This is a genomic window from Rhodococcus sp. D-46, from assembly GCF_011290655.1.
GTDB classification, from domain to species: domain Bacteria; phylum Actinomycetota; class Actinomycetes; order Mycobacteriales; family Mycobacteriaceae; genus Rhodococcus_F; species Rhodococcus_F qingshengii.
This window is the reverse complement of the sequence record NZ_JAANTF010000001.1, coordinates 452,851-467,343: the sequence shown is the minus strand read 5'-3', so window position 1 is coordinate 467,343 and position 14,493 is coordinate 452,851. Positions and strand designations below refer to the sequence as shown.

General features: G+C 64.0%; 12 protein-coding genes and 1 pseudogene. 2 read left to right on the top strand and 11 right to left on the bottom strand.

What is annotated here, in order from left to right:
* Nucleotides 1-2 precede the first annotated feature (2 nt).
* The gene (locus G9U53_RS02275; RefSeq protein WP_003944749.1) at nt 3-638 is read right to left on the bottom strand and encodes a maleylpyruvate isomerase family mycothiol-dependent enzyme; all 636 of its coding nucleotides are present in this window, start codon (nt 636-638) and stop codon (nt 3-5) included.
* A gap of 97 nt (nt 639-735) precedes the next feature.
* Nucleotides 736-1,500, bottom strand: a complete 765-nt coding sequence (locus G9U53_RS02270; protein ID WP_003944741.1) for an acyltransferase — start codon at nt 1,498-1,500, stop codon at nt 736-738.
* A 137-nt stretch (nt 1,501-1,637) separates the two neighbouring features.
* Between G9U53_RS02270 and G9U53_RS02265 the strand changes: the two genes are divergently transcribed.
* Nucleotides 1,638-2,945, top strand: a complete 1,308-nt coding sequence (locus G9U53_RS02265) for a PQQ-binding-like beta-propeller repeat protein (RefSeq protein WP_165638284.1) — start codon at nt 1,638-1,640, stop codon at nt 2,943-2,945.
* Nucleotide 2,946: 1 nt separating this feature from the next.
* Here G9U53_RS02265 and G9U53_RS02260 read toward each other — a convergent pair whose 3' ends face one another.
* Genes G9U53_RS02260 through G9U53_RS02240 form a run of 5 tightly spaced genes read right to left on the bottom strand, consistent with a single transcriptional unit; the run spans nt 2,947 to nt 7,662 of the window.
* Nucleotides 2,947-4,104, bottom strand: coding sequence for a class I SAM-dependent methyltransferase (locus tag G9U53_RS02260; protein ID WP_165638283.1), 1,158 nt, complete (start codon nt 4,102-4,104; stop codon nt 2,947-2,949).
* A 1-nt stretch (nt 4,105) separates the two neighbouring features.
* Nucleotides 4,106-5,122: a class I SAM-dependent methyltransferase gene (locus G9U53_RS02255; protein WP_003944733.1), complete on the bottom strand. Its 1,017-nt coding sequence runs from the start codon at nt 5,120-5,122 to the stop codon at nt 4,106-4,108.
* A 53-nt stretch (nt 5,123-5,175) separates the two neighbouring features.
* Nucleotides 5,176-5,955, bottom strand: coding sequence for an enoyl-CoA hydratase-related protein (locus tag G9U53_RS02250; RefSeq protein WP_003944701.1), 780 nt, complete (start codon nt 5,953-5,955; stop codon nt 5,176-5,178).
* Nucleotides 5,956-5,965: 10 nt separating this feature from the next.
* A complete protein-coding gene (locus G9U53_RS02245; RefSeq protein WP_029255094.1) occupies nt 5,966-6,784 on the bottom strand; it encodes an NUDIX domain-containing protein in 819 nt (272 codons plus the stop codon).
* 56 nt (nt 6,785-6,840) lie between these two features.
* Nucleotides 6,841-7,662: an ABC transporter ATP-binding protein gene (locus G9U53_RS02240; protein WP_165638282.1), complete on the bottom strand. Its 822-nt coding sequence runs from the start codon at nt 7,660-7,662 to the stop codon at nt 6,841-6,843.
* A gap of 51 nt (nt 7,663-7,713) precedes the next feature.
* Between G9U53_RS02240 and glgX the strand changes: the two are divergent.
* A pseudogene (glgX, locus tag G9U53_RS02235) lies at nt 7,714-9,756 on the top strand (glycogen debranching protein GlgX); the annotation flags it as partial.
* Here the strand turns inward: glgX and G9U53_RS33415 are convergent.
* From G9U53_RS33415 to ctaD, 4 genes are all read right to left on the bottom strand, one after another.
* Nucleotides 9,669-10,463, bottom strand: coding sequence for a membrane protein (locus tag G9U53_RS33415; protein ID WP_242692410.1), 795 nt, complete (start codon nt 10,461-10,463; stop codon nt 9,669-9,671). The pseudogene glgX and the gene G9U53_RS33415 sit on opposite strands and share 88 nt — an antisense overlap.
* A 37-nt stretch (nt 10,464-10,500) precedes the next feature.
* Complete coding sequence (locus G9U53_RS02225) at nt 10,501-11,286, bottom strand: peptidyl-tRNA hydrolase (protein WP_063836273.1); 786 nt, start codon at nt 11,284-11,286, stop codon at nt 10,501-10,503.
* A complete protein-coding gene (gene serB / locus G9U53_RS02220; RefSeq protein WP_003944761.1) occupies nt 11,283-12,503 on the bottom strand; it encodes a phosphoserine phosphatase SerB in 1,221 nt (406 codons plus the stop codon). Before serB ends, G9U53_RS02225 begins: the two co-directional genes overlap by 4 nt.
* 116 nt (nt 12,504-12,619) lie before the next feature.
* The gene (gene ctaD / locus G9U53_RS02215; RefSeq protein ID WP_020907234.1) at nt 12,620-14,410 is read right to left on the bottom strand and encodes a cytochrome c oxidase subunit I; all 1,791 of its coding nucleotides are present in this window, start codon (nt 14,408-14,410) and stop codon (nt 12,620-12,622) included.
* Between the last annotated feature and the right edge of the window lie 83 nt (nt 14,411-14,493).

Sequence of the window (14,493 nt, the reverse complement as noted above, 5' to 3'; positions counted from 1 at the left end):
CCTCAGGGGGTCGGGAGTGGCGCGGTGAAACGAGAACTCGCATCCCCGAGCAGATGGCCTGGTGGCAGCATCCGGCCGCACAGCACGAGCAGGAGATCCTGCGCCGCCCCGTGAACCTCGGCGCCGGCACCGTACGTCCAGTCTCGGTCGTCGGCGCGCAACCGAGCGCCGTCGAGGTCAGTTCCGAAATACTTCACGGTTTTGGGCGAGAGTCCGCTGAGCACACGAGTGAGCCGGTCTTCGGGCACCACGTAATCGTCGCCGAGTGCCACGCGAATGTCCTGACCGTGGATCACGTCGTGCGAGAGCGCACCCTCGAAGCCGCCGCCTGGAGGCTTCCACGGGTGTGCAACGTTGTCGCGAAGCGAGGCAAGCAGTTGTCGCTCACCGACTTCCGACGCATCGGCGAGCGCTCGCCGGTTCGACATCTTGTTGAAGTTTCCGCGTGACTTGACCATTTCCACGACGAATCGCGGCGCCGAGTATCGGTAGGGCATGGTGATGTGCGCGATCACTTCGCGGACCCGCCACCCCTCGCACAGGGTCGGCGCGTTCCACTGCTCCGTGCTCAGGCCTTCGAGAAATCCCACCAGTTCGCGGCGCTGCGCCACGACCCATTCGGGTGTCTGTTCGCTCATGTCGGCACTCCTTTCACCGGCGCAGACTTTCGGCGCCGATACCGATACAGACCGGTGGCGGCGCCGAAAGTAATCGCTGGTTCTGCCAAAAAGTGAGCTACGACGTCGACGACGCGTCGGCAGCGTCCGCAGCAGCCTTCTTGCGTGCGATGTCCTCGAGCGCCGCGATGTACTTTGCACGATCGGCAGCGCCGGCTTCCCAATCGGACTTGCGGTTCTTGACCGCCTTCGCGGGCGAGCCGACCGCGATGCTGTAGTCCGGGATGTCGCCTTTGACGACGGCGTGCGCACCGAGGACACAACCGCGTCCGACGCGGGTATTTCGCAGCACGGTGACCTTCGCTGCCACCCACGTGTCCGGGCCGATACGGACGGGGCCCTTGACGATGCCCTGGTCCTTGATCGGTGTGTTGATGTCGTCCATGCGGTGGTCGAAGTCGCAGATGTAGCACCAGTCGGCTACGAGCGTCGACGCACCGATTTCGATGTCGAGGTACGTGTTGACGACGTTGTCCTTGCCGAAGACGACCTTGTCGCCGATGCGCAGCGAGCCTTCGTGGCAGCGGATCGCGTTGCCGTCACCGATGTGCACCCAGCGCCCGATCTCGAGGCGGGACAGGTCGGGGGTGGAATGGATTTCGACGTTCTTGCCGAGGAACACCATGCCGCGCAGGATCACGTGCGGGTTGGCCATCTTGAACTTGGCCAGACGGTAGTACCGCACCAGATACCAGGGTGTGTACGCCTTGTTCGCCAGAACCCATTTGAGGGAATCGACCGTCAAGAACTTGGCCTGATCGCTGTCGCCTCGGCGTGATCCCCGCCATCGAGTGCGCAACGGTGCGCCCCACATGCTCGTCATGAGTGTTCAGCCTACGTGGGGCCGACTCACCGACCCTCGGGGTGTGCCCCGTCACGTTGCCCCGGTCGGGATAGTCTCTGGTCCGGGCTTGTGCAGTTACCGAGGGCTCTTGATCAAGTGAAGGCAGGGAGATTGTGATGCGGCGGGTCCTACGGTCGTCCGTGATGGTGTCGACGGCGATCGCTGCGGCCCTGATCGCCGGTTGCGGCAGCGACGACGGACAGGTGGACCGGTACGCGTCGGCGGGTTGGCCGGCCATGCATGCCGACGCCCGCAACAGCGACACGAGCCCGGTCACCGGATCACGCGATGTCGAGTTCGCATGGTCACGCCCTCTCGGCGGTCCGGTTGCCGCGTACGCCTCGGTGGCCGCGAACGGCCAGAGCTTCGTCACCGCCCGCACCGAGAACGGCTGCAATCTCTTCTCGTTCCAGATGGATTCGGGTCGCAAGAAGTGGTGCGCTCGACTCAACGACGGAGTAGTCGCCTCGACGCCCATCGTCGACACTGCCACCAATGTCTACGTCGGCGAGAGCGGCGCGATGATGTCCTTCACCGAGACTGGTCAATTGCGTTGGCGCACGCTCGTTGTGGGCACTCCTCTCTCGTCACAGTTCACCGGCGACGGAAACCTGTTGTTCATCACCCAATTGGGTCAGATCAACGTGCTCAACCCGCAGACCGGCGCAAAAGTGGTTCCGTCGTTCGACCTGATCCCGCCGCCGACGATCGACCAGGGCGCGAATGCAGAACTCATTCCCGACAACAAGGGTTTGAACGAGTGCTTCCTCGGCACGTCAGGCTGCCCGGTGGCCAATACCCCGGCAGTGGACCTGGGCACCGGCAAGTTCTACTTCACCTTCTACGGACCCAGTTCTCAGGCAGCCGATCTGGTGGCCATGAAGTACACGGGCGGCGACAATCCGTCCATCACCCGCGAGTGGTCCACCGACGCGCTTCCCGGTGGAACGGCGTCGAGCCCGGACCTGTCGAAGGACGGCAAGACCGTCTACGCCACCGACAACAACGGATCTCTCTGGGCAGTGAACGCCGAAACCGGTGGCACCAGGTGGAGTTACGACATCGGCTTCAACTCGGCCGGTAGTGCCTCGACGTCCGACGACGGTTTGATCATTCCCGCCGGCGGCGACAAGGGCCACCTCCTTGCCGTGCGCGACGAGGGAGATCACGCCGAACTGGCCTGGGAACGTAAAGACCTTCTGCAACTGGGCGTTCCGGCGCAGACCGCCGGCGACACCGGATACACCGTCGTCCGCGAGGGTGAGAACGGACTGAGCCTGATCACCTTCGACACCGAAACCGGTGAGACGGTGGATCAGGACACGTTGCCGGGAGCAGTCGGCTTCACCGTCGGCACCTCGATCGGCCCCAAGGGCGAAGTGTTGACGCCCAGCGCAATCGGTGAGCTGTTCGTCTTCAAGTGAGCTAGCGGGACGCCTCACAGATGAAGGCCGACGCCGATCGTCCGATCCGCACGATCACGACGCTCAGTGCACGCGAGCCCTTGAGCTTGAGCCGTGGACGCAGCACTGCCGGGTCCACGTCGACTCCTCGCACCAGGATTTCGGCCACACCGCAGTCCTGCTTGGACAGTGTCTGTTTGAGCAGTTTCTCGGAGTACTTGATCTGCTCGAGGATCCGGAATCCGCGAACTCCCTCAGGGACGCTGTCACCGGTCAGATAAGCGATGCGTGGATCGAGCTGCCAGAGGCCGTGTCTGGCCGCGTAGTGGCGCACGAGGCCCGCGCGCACTACCGCTCCGTCCGGGTCGATGATCCACTCCCCCGGCGCTTGCTCCGGAATCACGTCGTCCTCGGCGTCGGTGATCGCCCACCCGCTCCCGTCGGAGCGAAGCACCGAAGCTCGACGCGTGACGCCGGACTCGGCCAGCCCCGTCGACCACAGGCAGGCTTCCTTGACGCCGCCGTCGAGCGAGACGACCTCGACTTCCCCGTCCCAGCCCAGATTGTCGAAATCGAGTCCGGGAGCACACTTCACCGCGAGATCACGGCCGGAGTACGCCTCTATGAGGTCCGGTAGAGGTGGCATCAACGCTGCCGGATCGTGAGTGCGGCGACCGCCCGATCGCCGTGCGGGGTCTGCCAGTACGACGGTGTCGCGTGTCGTCGGGCGGAGCGCGTCGGCCCGCAGCAACGCTGCGCTCGGCACATTGCGCTGTGCCATCGCCAGGCGAACGGAATCGATGTCGCTGCCGATCACGCGATGCGCAACTCCGGTCAAGGCATGCAGTTCGGCGCCGATGGAGCACGTCACGTCGTGGACGTCACGCCCGATCAGACGCTGCGCACGGTGGGCCGCGACAACGCCAGGAGTGGCTTGTTGCATCGCGTCGTCCGTGAACAACCACTGATCACTGCCGGGCAGTTTGGCGGCGGCTTTACGTCGAAGCAGGACGGTGTCCACGAGCGCAGGCATGTGATCACGGAAACGCGTACGCGCCCGGCCGATGTCGGCCAGACGCGTACGCGTGGACAGTTCGAGCTGATCCACCTCGGCCAAGGCAGCTACGCCGGAATCACTTCCGAGATAGTCGACGTCGCCGAGGGTGAAGTCATAACCCAATTCAGTTGCCGGGCTTCACGCCGGTGATCATGACGTTGTAGAAGAATCCGCGAGGAACGACGTGGCGGAGCACCTTCTCGTCGACCCAGCTGAGTGTCTTCCAACCACCGAAAGCGAAACGCCCCCAGCCCCAACCGAGCTTCTCCGGCGGAACAGCCGCTTCGAAGGTACGGACAGGCCAGCCGAGAAGCGCCGCGGCGAATTCCTCGGTGGCAGCGTGGACCTGATCGGCGCCCGCAGACTTCGCCATGTTCTCGAGGTCGGTGGGGTCGAACGTGTGGATGTCGACGACAGCTTCGAGAGCTGCTGCACGAGAAGACTCGTCGAGTTCCTCTTGCGGGCGACGCCAGTCTGCGAGGAACGGCAGCTTGGTCACGCGTGTGGTTGCTTCCCACGTCGCGCGGCCGAGCCAGCGGGCGTAGAAGTTGCCGACAGTGGTGGGCTCACCGGCGAAGACGAAACGTCCGCCGGGCTTGAGGACACGAAGGACCTCACGCAGCGACTTCTCGACGTCCGGAATGTGGTGCAGCACGGCGTGGCCGACCACCAGGTCGAAGGTGTTGTCCTCGTACGGAATGGTCTCGGCATCGGCAACACGGCCGTCGACCGGAAGGCCGAGGCTTTCGGCATTGCGCAGTGCGACCTTGACCATGCCGGGCGAGAGGTCGGTGACCGAACCGGTCTTGGCGACTCCACCCTGCATCAGGTTCAGGAGGAAGAATCCGGTGCCACAACCGAGTTCGAGCGCGCGCTCGTACGGGAGCGGCTGATCGCCCGCGACGGCGTCGAAACGACCACGTGCGTAGTCGATGCAGCGCTCGTCGTACGAGATGGACCACTTGTCGTCGTAGGTTTCGGCTTCCCAGTCGTGGTAGAGCACCTGGGCGAGCTTGGTGTCCTTACGAGCGGCCTCGACCTCTTCGGCCGTGGCGTGCGGCCGCGGCGCGGGGTCGACTACCGAGGTGTCGGTAGCGGCGGGCGGCGTGACGGTTGCGTCGTCATTCGGGCTGGCTGTCATGGCGGCTATCCTACTCGCTGGTAAGAGATGAACAAGTTCTAGTTTAGGGGAGCCTACTCGCCCGTGAACTCGGCCTTGCCCGGACCGTTCGCGATGAACGACTCCATGCCGATCGCCTGATCCTTGGTCGCGAACAATCCGGCGAACAGATGCTGCTCGATCTTGAGCCCGGATTCCAGGTCGGTGTTCAGACCCTCGTCGATGGCTGCCTTGGCAGCAGCCAACGCACGTGACGCTCCCCCGACGAACTGCGAGGCCCACGTGCGAGCGGCGGTGTACACGTCGTCGGGAGCGACGACCTCGTCGACCAAACCTATGGCCAATGCCTCGTCAGCCCCGACGAAACGGCCGGTGAAGACCAGATCCTTGGCCTTGGCCGGACCGATCAGACGAGCCAGACGCTGCGTTCCGCCGCCACCGGGAATGATTCCGAGCAGAATCTCCGGAACTCCGAGCTTGGCATTGTCTCCGACGATCCGGCGATCGGCCGAGAGTGCAACTTCGAGTCCACCGCCGAGTGCGTATCCGGTGATCGCGGCAACGGTCGGCTTCGGGATGGACGCCACGGCGCCGAGTCCGGCCTGCATGCCGCCGATCGCATCACGGATCTGGCCGTAGTCCATCTCGGCCATTTCCTTGACGTCGGCACCTGCTGCGAAGACTTTCTCGCCGCCGTAGACGATGACGGCCTTGACTGCCTTGTCGACGGTCGCAGCGTGTGCGGCAGCAGCCAACTCGTCCTGAACCTGACGGTTCAGAGCGTTCATGGGCGGACGCGCCAGACGGATGGTGCCGATGCCTTCGGAAACCTCGAGAGTCACAAATTCAGCCATGGTCGAGAGGTTACTTTGCCGCCTTGACCGACCACGGATGCGGCCCGGCGACGTAGTAACCGTCCTGGTTCGGGAACTCGACGCGCAGCGTTTCCTCGTCGGTGATCAACGTAGGCAGGATGACGGGAATCTCCGGCTCGGCTGCGAGTATCTCCGCCACCGAACTGAACTTGGCCAATTCGGTCAGCTGACTCCACGTCGGCGGCAACAGGATGCTGCCACCCTCCCGCCAGTGCGCCAGCGCGTCCTGCGGGCTCTGCCAACGAACCTCGGCGGCCTCGGAGGTGACGCCGTCCGCGATCTGTCCGGTCGGTGACGCTGCGACGAAGAAGCGCGTGTCGTAGCGGCGGGTCTCGCCCACCGGCGTGATCCAGTTCGCCCACGGCCGCAGCAGATCCGTTCGTAGGACCAGGTTCTCCTTCTTCAGGAAATCGCTGAACGACAGCTCGTGCTTTTCGAGAGCTACTCGGTCCTGTGCGTAGCCGGCCGTGTCCGCGACGACGGTGTCCGCGGTCGGTCCGGCGAGTAGGACGCCGCACTCCTCGAAAGTTTCCCGCACCGCAGCCAAGACGAGAGCCTTCGCCCGAGCCACATCCGTGCTGAACCGCTCGGCCCACCATTCGACCGACGGTCCAGCCCACTCGACCTCTGCCGTCGCATCGGACTTGTCGACGCCGCCGCCGGGGAAGACCGTCATGCCCCCGGCAAACGCCATCCCCTGTACTCGTTGAAGCAGGAAGATCTCGATCCCGGATTCGGCATCGCGCACCAAGATGACGGTCGACGCATCCTTGGGCTCGGGGACAGCGTTTGTATTCTCGTTAGCCATGCTTCGCGAACCTACGCGATCTGTGATCTGGGACGCATTTCAGGTCCCACTGAAGCTCACGCGCGATGAGCTCCGGACGGTCTCGCGCGGCGCGCGAAGTATCGGCCGTCCGCCTTGTCGAGGCTGATGGACTGGCTGAATGCCGCGCTCAGATTTTCGGCGGTGATGACGTCGTCCAGAAGCCCCTGGGAGACGACCTCCCCTTCCTTGAGAAGGAGTGCGTGGGTGAATCCCGGCGGGATTTCCTCGACGTGATGGGTGATCAGGACGGTTGCCGGGGCGTCCGGATCGGCAGCCAGTTCCGCGAGTCTGGCCACAAGTTCCTCACGGCCACCGAGGTCGAGCCCGGCGGCGGGCTCGTCCAGGAGAAGAAGTTCGGGATCGGTCATCAAGGCTCGCGCGATGAGGACGCGCTTGCGCTCGCCTTCGGAAAGCGTCCCGTACGTCCGATCCGCCAGGTGCTCGGCGCCGAGGCTTTCGAGCATCTCCACAGCGCGCGAGGTGTCCATGGATTCGTACTCCTCGCGCCACCGACCGAGAACGGCGTAGCCCGCCGACACGACGAGGTCGCTGACCTTCTCGTCGCCGGGCACGCGGTTCGCCAACGACGACGCGGACAAACCGATTCGCGGGCGCAACTCGTTGACGTCGACCTTGCCGAGAACTTCGCCAAGGAGGTGGGCAGAACCACTGGTCGGGAAAGTCTCACCGGCCGCGATGCGCAGCAGCGAGGTCTTGCCGGCACCGTTGGGTCCGAGCACCACCCATCGCTCGTCCAGCTCCACTTTCCAGGTGACGGGCCCCACGAGAGTGGACCCTCCCCGACGGATGAGTACGTTGTCGAAATCGATGAGCAGATCTGGATCAGGTAGCGGCACCCGAACATCTTCCCGCACATTCTCCGGCCGTTCACGGCAGGATCATCTTGCGTGTCGCCTCTCATCGAAACTCACACCCCGACGCCCGGGTCTCCGTTCCCACTCGGCGCCAACATCGTGGACTCCGGAACCCAGTTCGCGGTCCACGCCCCAGCTGCGTCGAGCGTCCACATCTGCCTGATCGACCAGGACGGAAACGAAGATCGCGTCGAACTTCGGCAACACACGTACGGAATCTGGCATGGAATCATCTCCGGGATCGGTGCGGGGCAGCGTTACGGAATTCGGGCGTCCGGCCCGTGGAATCCGCGCGCCGGGCTGAGACTTAATCCACACAAGCTGCTCGTCGATCCGTGGGCGCGCCGCATCGAGGGGGATCTCGGTGATCACCGTGCCCTCCTGTCGTACGCCGACGATCCCTTCGGCGACCCGTCGACGGTCGACTCGCTCGGCCACGTGCCGCTGTCCGTGGTGACTCCCGGCCTCGCGCCCGCCGGAGCCCGCCTCGAGACGCCGTGGGAGGAAAGCGTCATCTACGAACTGCATGTGGGCGCGTACACCGCCAGTCATCCAGGAGTACCCGCCGCCCACCGCGGAACGTACCTCGGCCTGACGGCACCGGCCGTGATCGATCACCTCGTCTCACTCGGCGTCACTGCCGTGGAACTGCTTCCCGTACAGGCGTTTCTGACCGAACAGAGCGTCCGCGAGCGAGGGATGCGCAACCACTGGGGATACTCGACGGCGTCGTACTTCGCCCCGCATCCCGGATACGCGGCAACTCCGGGCGGCGAAGTCACCGAGTTCCGGATCATGGTCGACGCACTACACGCGGCAGGCATCGAGGTCGTCCTCGACGTCGTCTACAACCACACCTGCGAGCAGAGTGTCGACGGAATCAGCGTCAGCTGGCGAGGTTTGGACGGCCCCGGCTACTACCTTCTCGACGGCGACGGCCGCGACATCGACCTGACCGGGTGCGGCAACACGGTCGACGCCTGCTCCCCCATCGCCGTGCGCATGATCACCGACAGCCTCCGCTACTGGGCCACCGAAATGGGTGTCGACGGCTTCCGATTCGATCTCGCGAGCGCGTTGGGTAGGCCGCGCGGCGGCGGCTTCGACCAGCGGGCGTCCATCTTGTCGGCCATCTCCTCCGATCCGGTACTGACTCGGTGCAAGCTCATCGCCGAACCGTGGGATGCCACTGCCGACGGTTACCAGGTCGGAAACTTCGGACTCCAATGGTCGGAATGGAACGACAAGTACCGCAGCACCATTCGCCAGTTCTGGAACGGCGGCTCCAGCGTCCGGAAGGTCGCGTCGCGCCTCGCCGGTTCCGAGGACATCTTTGCCGGCAGCGGCCGTCGCCCATGGGCGTCGATCAACTTCGTCACAGCGCATGACGGGTTCACCGCCGCCGATCTGGTCGCGTACAACCACAAGCACAACGAAGCCAACGGTGAAGACAATCGTGACGGCGCCGATCACAACGATTCGTTCAACCACGGAATCGAAGGCCCGAGCACCGATCCCGAGATTCAGGACGCCAGGGCACGTCATGTACGGGCGCTACTGGCCACGCTCGTGCTGTCGACAGGCACACCGATGCTCACCGCCGGAGACGAGTTCGGCCACAGTCTCGGCGGAAACAACAACGCGTATTGTGTTCCCACACTTGCCTCCCCAGCCGATTCGTGGGCCCTGGACTGGACGGCGGCCGATCAGTCGTTGGTGCAGTTCGTCTCCCGAGCGTTCGGATTACGCCGAACGGCACCGGCGTTGCGTCAGCCCGAATTCTTCGAAGGCAGAAGAAGACTGGAGCACCCGGACCTCGTCTGGTTCGACGCTGCCGGCGTCGAGTTCGACGACACCGCATGGTACGACGAGAGTCACCGAACGCTGCAGGCCTGGATCGACGGAGCCGACGTTCGGTCTCACACTCGAACCGGGCGCCCACTCGGTGACGACAGTTGGCTCCTGATCCTGCATTCCGGTGGACCGGTTCAGGTCACCGTCGGCACTCCGGAATGGTTCGACGGCACCTTGACTGCATCGTTCGATTCGGCGTCACCCACCGGAGAACCTGCCTCCACGGCCGAAGTTCCCGTCGGCACCGAGATTTCGCTGACCGGCCCCACGGTCTTGGCCTTACGTTCCGTGACACGTCCTCCGGTCACCGCTGCTGTCATGGAATCCGGCAGCACCTTGATGAGGAATTGAATGGTCGGTCCGATCCCGAAGGCGTACAACACTGTTCCGACGCCGACGGTTCCACCGAGGAGCCATCCGGTCGTGAGGACCGCGATCTCGATGCTGGTACGCACGAGCCTGACCGACAGACCTGTGCGAGCGACCAGTCCGGTCATCAATCCGTCGCGGGGGCCCGGCCCCATGCCCGCGCCGATGTAGAGAACGCTGGCCAGTCCGTTGAGGAGGATTCCCGCGACCATGATTATGGCTCGAACTGGCATGGAATCAAAGACCGGCAAGAAGGCCAGTGAGGTATCCACCGAGATGGCAATTACAACGACATTGGCGACCGTTCCGAATCCCGGCCGCTGACGGATCGGAATCCAGAGCAGCAATACCACCGCACCGGTAATCGCAGTGATCACGCCGAAACTGAGCGAAACATGCTCGGCCACGCCCTGATGGAACACATCCCAGGGATCCAGACCAAGACCGGCTGTGATCATCATGGCCATCGAGAAGCCGTACAACCACAGACCAACGAACAGCGAGGCGAATCTCCGTATCAACACCCGACCATCTTGATGGCCACTGGACTGTTCATCCATAGCCAAGTTGCCGATACTGGACTGGTCGGTTGCGTCTCTACGGAACCGCGATGACTGTCATGGAGCCTGGTGCCACTTCCGTGAAACCAGCGTCACGAACCGCGACGGCCTCCGACTTCTTCAGCCGAACTACTGCTTCGGCCCACTGTTCCGGGCTCGCGTCGCGCACCGAGCAGCGAAAGTCGTTCTGCGCCCAGGCCCAGCACTGTTTCTCGGACATGGCCGCCGCCAACAACATCGAGGCATGCCCGACCTGTGCCGACGCCTTGCCAACCGTCATCTCGAGCGCCGAGTCGATCCACAGCACCGGAAGACCAGGCTCCGGCGGGCCAGGCTCGTCGTGCTCGAGATCGGTCCCACCGATCTGCAACTTCTTGATTCGCGGGTCCAGTTCTCCGACCGGCCCGGGAACCAGAGCCCGCGCCTGCGCGCCATCCACATCGACGGTGATTCCCGGTACCTCCTGCGCGGCGAGCCACTGCGCTCCTCGCGCTCGACGAGACACCTTCCTAATCCGGGCACCCACCCACGCCGAATAGTCCTCGTGCCAGGGGCCGGGTTCCCCGTCTTCGGTAAACCCGACGCGTTCGTCCAGACACAGAGCCACAGCCGCCGTTGCCGCAGCCTCGAGCAGTGCGGTGCGCTTGGGCGGGTCTGCCTTCGGAATGTGCAGAACGATCGGCATCGCCAACACCAGTGCCGGATCCGCGGGATCGTCTCGCCCTCCGTACCCAGCAGCCAGCACCGCGTGGCGCTCGCGCCAGCGCGAATCGGGGCCGGACATCACAGCTGGATCGGAACTGAATGCTGGATCGGAACTCATGGAATCGGTACGCGTCGCACGCCACCGTCGACGGCGTCCGCAGCCTCGACCTCGTCGCGGGTCACACCGAGAATGAACAGCACAGCATCGAGGAAGGGATGCGACAAAGCAGCGTCCGCGACCTCCCGCAACGCAGGCTTGGCGTTGAACGCCACGCCCAGGCCCGCGGCGTTGAGCATGTCGATGTCGTTGGCACCGTCACCGACGGCGACGGTCTGTTCCATCGGCACACCGACCTGATCGGCGAACTTGCGCAGCGCAACGGCCTTCGCGGCGCGGTCGACGATTTCACCGATCACACGTCCGGTCAGCTTGCCGTCGACGATTTCGAGGGTGTTGGCGTGCACGAAGTCCAGTTCGAGTTCGTGTGCGAGGCCTTCGATGACCTGCCGGAAGCCACCCGACACCACGCCGCAGTGGAATCCGAGACGGCGCAGGGTGCGAATCGTGGTTCGCGCACCCGGCGTCAGTTCGATGCTCTCTGCCACCTCGTCGATGACGGAGGCGTCGAGACCGGCGAGTGTCGCCACACGCTGGTGCAGTGATTCGGTGAAGTCGATCTCGCCGCGCATCGCAGCTTCAGTGACGGCGCGGACCTCGTCCTCGACGCCGGCCTTCGCGGCGAGCATCTCGATGACCTCGCCCTGGACGAGCGTCGAGTCCACGTCGAACACGATCAGACGCTTGGCCCGGCGAGCGAGACCTGCGCGCTCGACCGCGATGTCGACGTTTTCGAGAGCGGCGACCTCGGCGAGTCCGGTGCGCAGCTTCGCGTCGCCGTCGGCCGTATCGGCCGCGCTGACGCTGAGTTCGAGGCCGGTGACCGGATAGTCGGCGACACCACGGATGGAATCGATGTTTGCGCCCTGCTTCGCGAGTTCGCGTGCAACCGATCGCATTGCGCGAGCATTGACCGGGCTACCGAGAACAACGACCGCGTGGGTGGACACCGCGGGCCGTCCGGGATCGGCACCGATTTCGATGTCGACGTTCATTCCGACCGTCGCCATCGCCTGTTCGAGTTCTTCCTGAAGCGCTTCGGGATCGTTCGGGCAGGCAACCATGACACCGAGTGTCAGTCGACCTCGAATCACCACCTGCTCCACGTCGAGTAGACGCACATCGTGCCGCGACAGCGCCGCGAACAGTACCGAGGTGACGCCAGGGCGGTCCGGCCCGGTCACAGTCACCAGAACAGTGGTGTCAGAGGCACCCACCGAAAACTCCGATCGTTTCTTCGTTCGCGTCTTGATCGTCACTATTGTGCCAAGCGAAAGGCCCCACCCGTTACTCGGGCGGGGCCTTCGCTGATTACTTCAGTGTGTTACTTCGCTCAGGAGCGGCTGTCGGTTCCGGGGTCGCCTTCGTCCCCGACCGTGAGCGGCTCGTGACGAGCATCTTCGAGCACGGTGCTGGCGTTCTTCCCGCCGTGGCCGGGGCCGACGTGCGCTTCCGCGCGCATCCGCTCCACCATGTGCGGGTAGTGCAGCTCGAACGCCGGACGCTCGCTACGGATGCGCGGCAACTCGGTGAAGTTGTGACGCGGCGGCGGGCAGGTGGTTGCCCACTCCAGCGAGTTTCCGTAACCCCACGGATCGTCGACGGTGACCACCTCGCCGTAGCGGTAGCTCTTGAAAACGTTCCAGATGAACGGAAGCGTCGAGGCACCGAGTACGAAGGCAAAGATCGTGGACACCGAGTTCAGAACCGTGAACCCGTCCGAGGGCAGGTAGTCGGCGTAACGACGCGGCATACCTTCGGCACCGAGCCAGTGCTGAACGAGGAACGTGCCGTGGAAACCGACGAACGTGGTCCAGAAGTGCCACTTGCCGAGACGCTCGTCCATCATGCGACCGGTCATCTTCGGGAACCAGAAGTAGATACCGGCGTACGTGGCGAACACGACCGTGCCGAAGACCACGTAGTGGAAGTGGGCGACGACGAAGTAGCTGTCGGTGACGTGGAAGTCGAGCGGCGGGCTCGCGAGGATGACACCCGACAGACCACCGAAAAGGAAGGTGATCAGGAAGCCGATCGAGAACAACATCGGCGATTCGAAGGTCAACTGCCCCTTCCACATCGTGCCGATCCAGTTGAAGATCTTCACACCTGTCGGCACAGCGATCAGGAACGTCATGAACGAGAAGTACGGCAGGAGAACAGCGCCGGTTGCGTACATGTGGTGGGCCCACACTGCGATCGACAGAGCGGCGATGGCCAACGTTGCGTACACCAGGCCGCTGTAGCCGAAGATCGGCTTACGGCTGAAGACCGGGAAGATCTCCGAGACGATGCCGAAGAACGGCAGCGCGATGATGTACACCTCGGGGTGACCGAAGAACCAGAACAGGTGCTGCCACAGGAGCACACCGCCCGTTGCCGGGTCGAAGATGTGCCCACCGAGATGGCGGTCGACGAACAAGCCCATGAATGCAGCGGTCAGCAGCGGGAACGCCAGCAGGATCAGGATGCTGGTGATGAAGATGTTCCAGGTGAAGATCGGCATGCGGAACATGGTCATACCGGGTGCGCGCAGGCAGATCACGGTGGTGACCATGTTGACGCCACCGAGGATGGTGCCGAGGCCGGCGACGGCCAGACCCAGGACCCACAGGTCGGCGCCGACGCCGGGGCTGTGCAGCGCGCTGGTCAGCGGCGTGTATGCCGTCCAACCGAAGTCTGCTGCGCCACCGGGCGTGACGAATCCGGCCGTCGTGATGATCGCACCGAACAGGTACAGCCAGTAGCTGAACGCGTTCAGGCGCGGGAACGCGACGTCGGGTGCACCGATCTGGAGCGGAAGAATGTAGTTCGCGAAGCCGAAGACGATCGGGGTCGCGTACAGCAGCAGCATGATCGTGCCGTGCATGGTGAACAGCTGGTTGAACTGTTCGTTGGAAAGGAACTGCATGCCGGGTACAGCAAGTTCGGCACGCATCATCAGTGCCATGAGGCCACCGATGAGGAAGAAGGCGATGGAAGTCGCCAAGTACATGATTCCGAGCACCTTGGGATCGGTGGTCGTGATCATCTTGAAAATGAATGAGCCCTTGGGTCCCTGCCGCGGCGGGTAAGGCCTGGCCGGCGCTATCGTGGGGACTGGCTGGGGCGCTACGGCAGTCACTGATCCTCCTGAATGTGCCTTTGGTCGCTCCGCAGACTCCGTCAAAGAGCCCTTGGTTGCGCCCGCAGGGTCCGTCGCCCGGG

What these genes read in the sequence shown, in the direction of transcription:
- G9U53_RS33415 (WP_242692410.1), bottom strand. Translation starts at nt 10,463, where the DNA reads ATGGATGAACAGTCCAGTGGCCATCAAGATGGTCGGGTGTTGATACGG.
- G9U53_RS02270 (WP_003944741.1), bottom strand. Translation starts at nt 1,500, where the DNA reads ATGACGAGCATGTGGGGCGCACCGTTGCGCACTCGATGGCGGGGATCA.
- G9U53_RS02245 (WP_029255094.1), bottom strand. Translation starts at nt 6,784, where the DNA reads ATGGCTAACGAGAATACAAACGCTGTCCCCGAGCCCAAGGATGCGTCG.
- G9U53_RS02225 (WP_063836273.1), bottom strand. Translation starts at nt 11,286, where the DNA reads ATGAGTTCCGATCCAGCATTCAGTTCCGATCCAGCTGTGATGTCCGGC.
- G9U53_RS02255 (WP_003944733.1), bottom strand. Translation starts at nt 5,122, where the DNA reads ATGACAGCCAGCCCGAATGACGACGCAACCGTCACGCCGCCCGCCGCT.
- G9U53_RS02265 (WP_165638284.1), top strand. Translation starts at nt 1,638, where the DNA reads ATGCGGCGGGTCCTACGGTCGTCCGTGATGGTGTCGACGGCGATCGCT.
- G9U53_RS02250 (WP_003944701.1), bottom strand. Translation starts at nt 5,955, where the DNA reads ATGGCTGAATTTGTGACTCTCGAGGTTTCCGAAGGCATCGGCACCATC.
- G9U53_RS02275 (WP_003944749.1), bottom strand. Translation starts at nt 638, where the DNA reads ATGAGCGAACAGACACCCGAATGGGTCGTGGCGCAGCGCCGCGAACTG.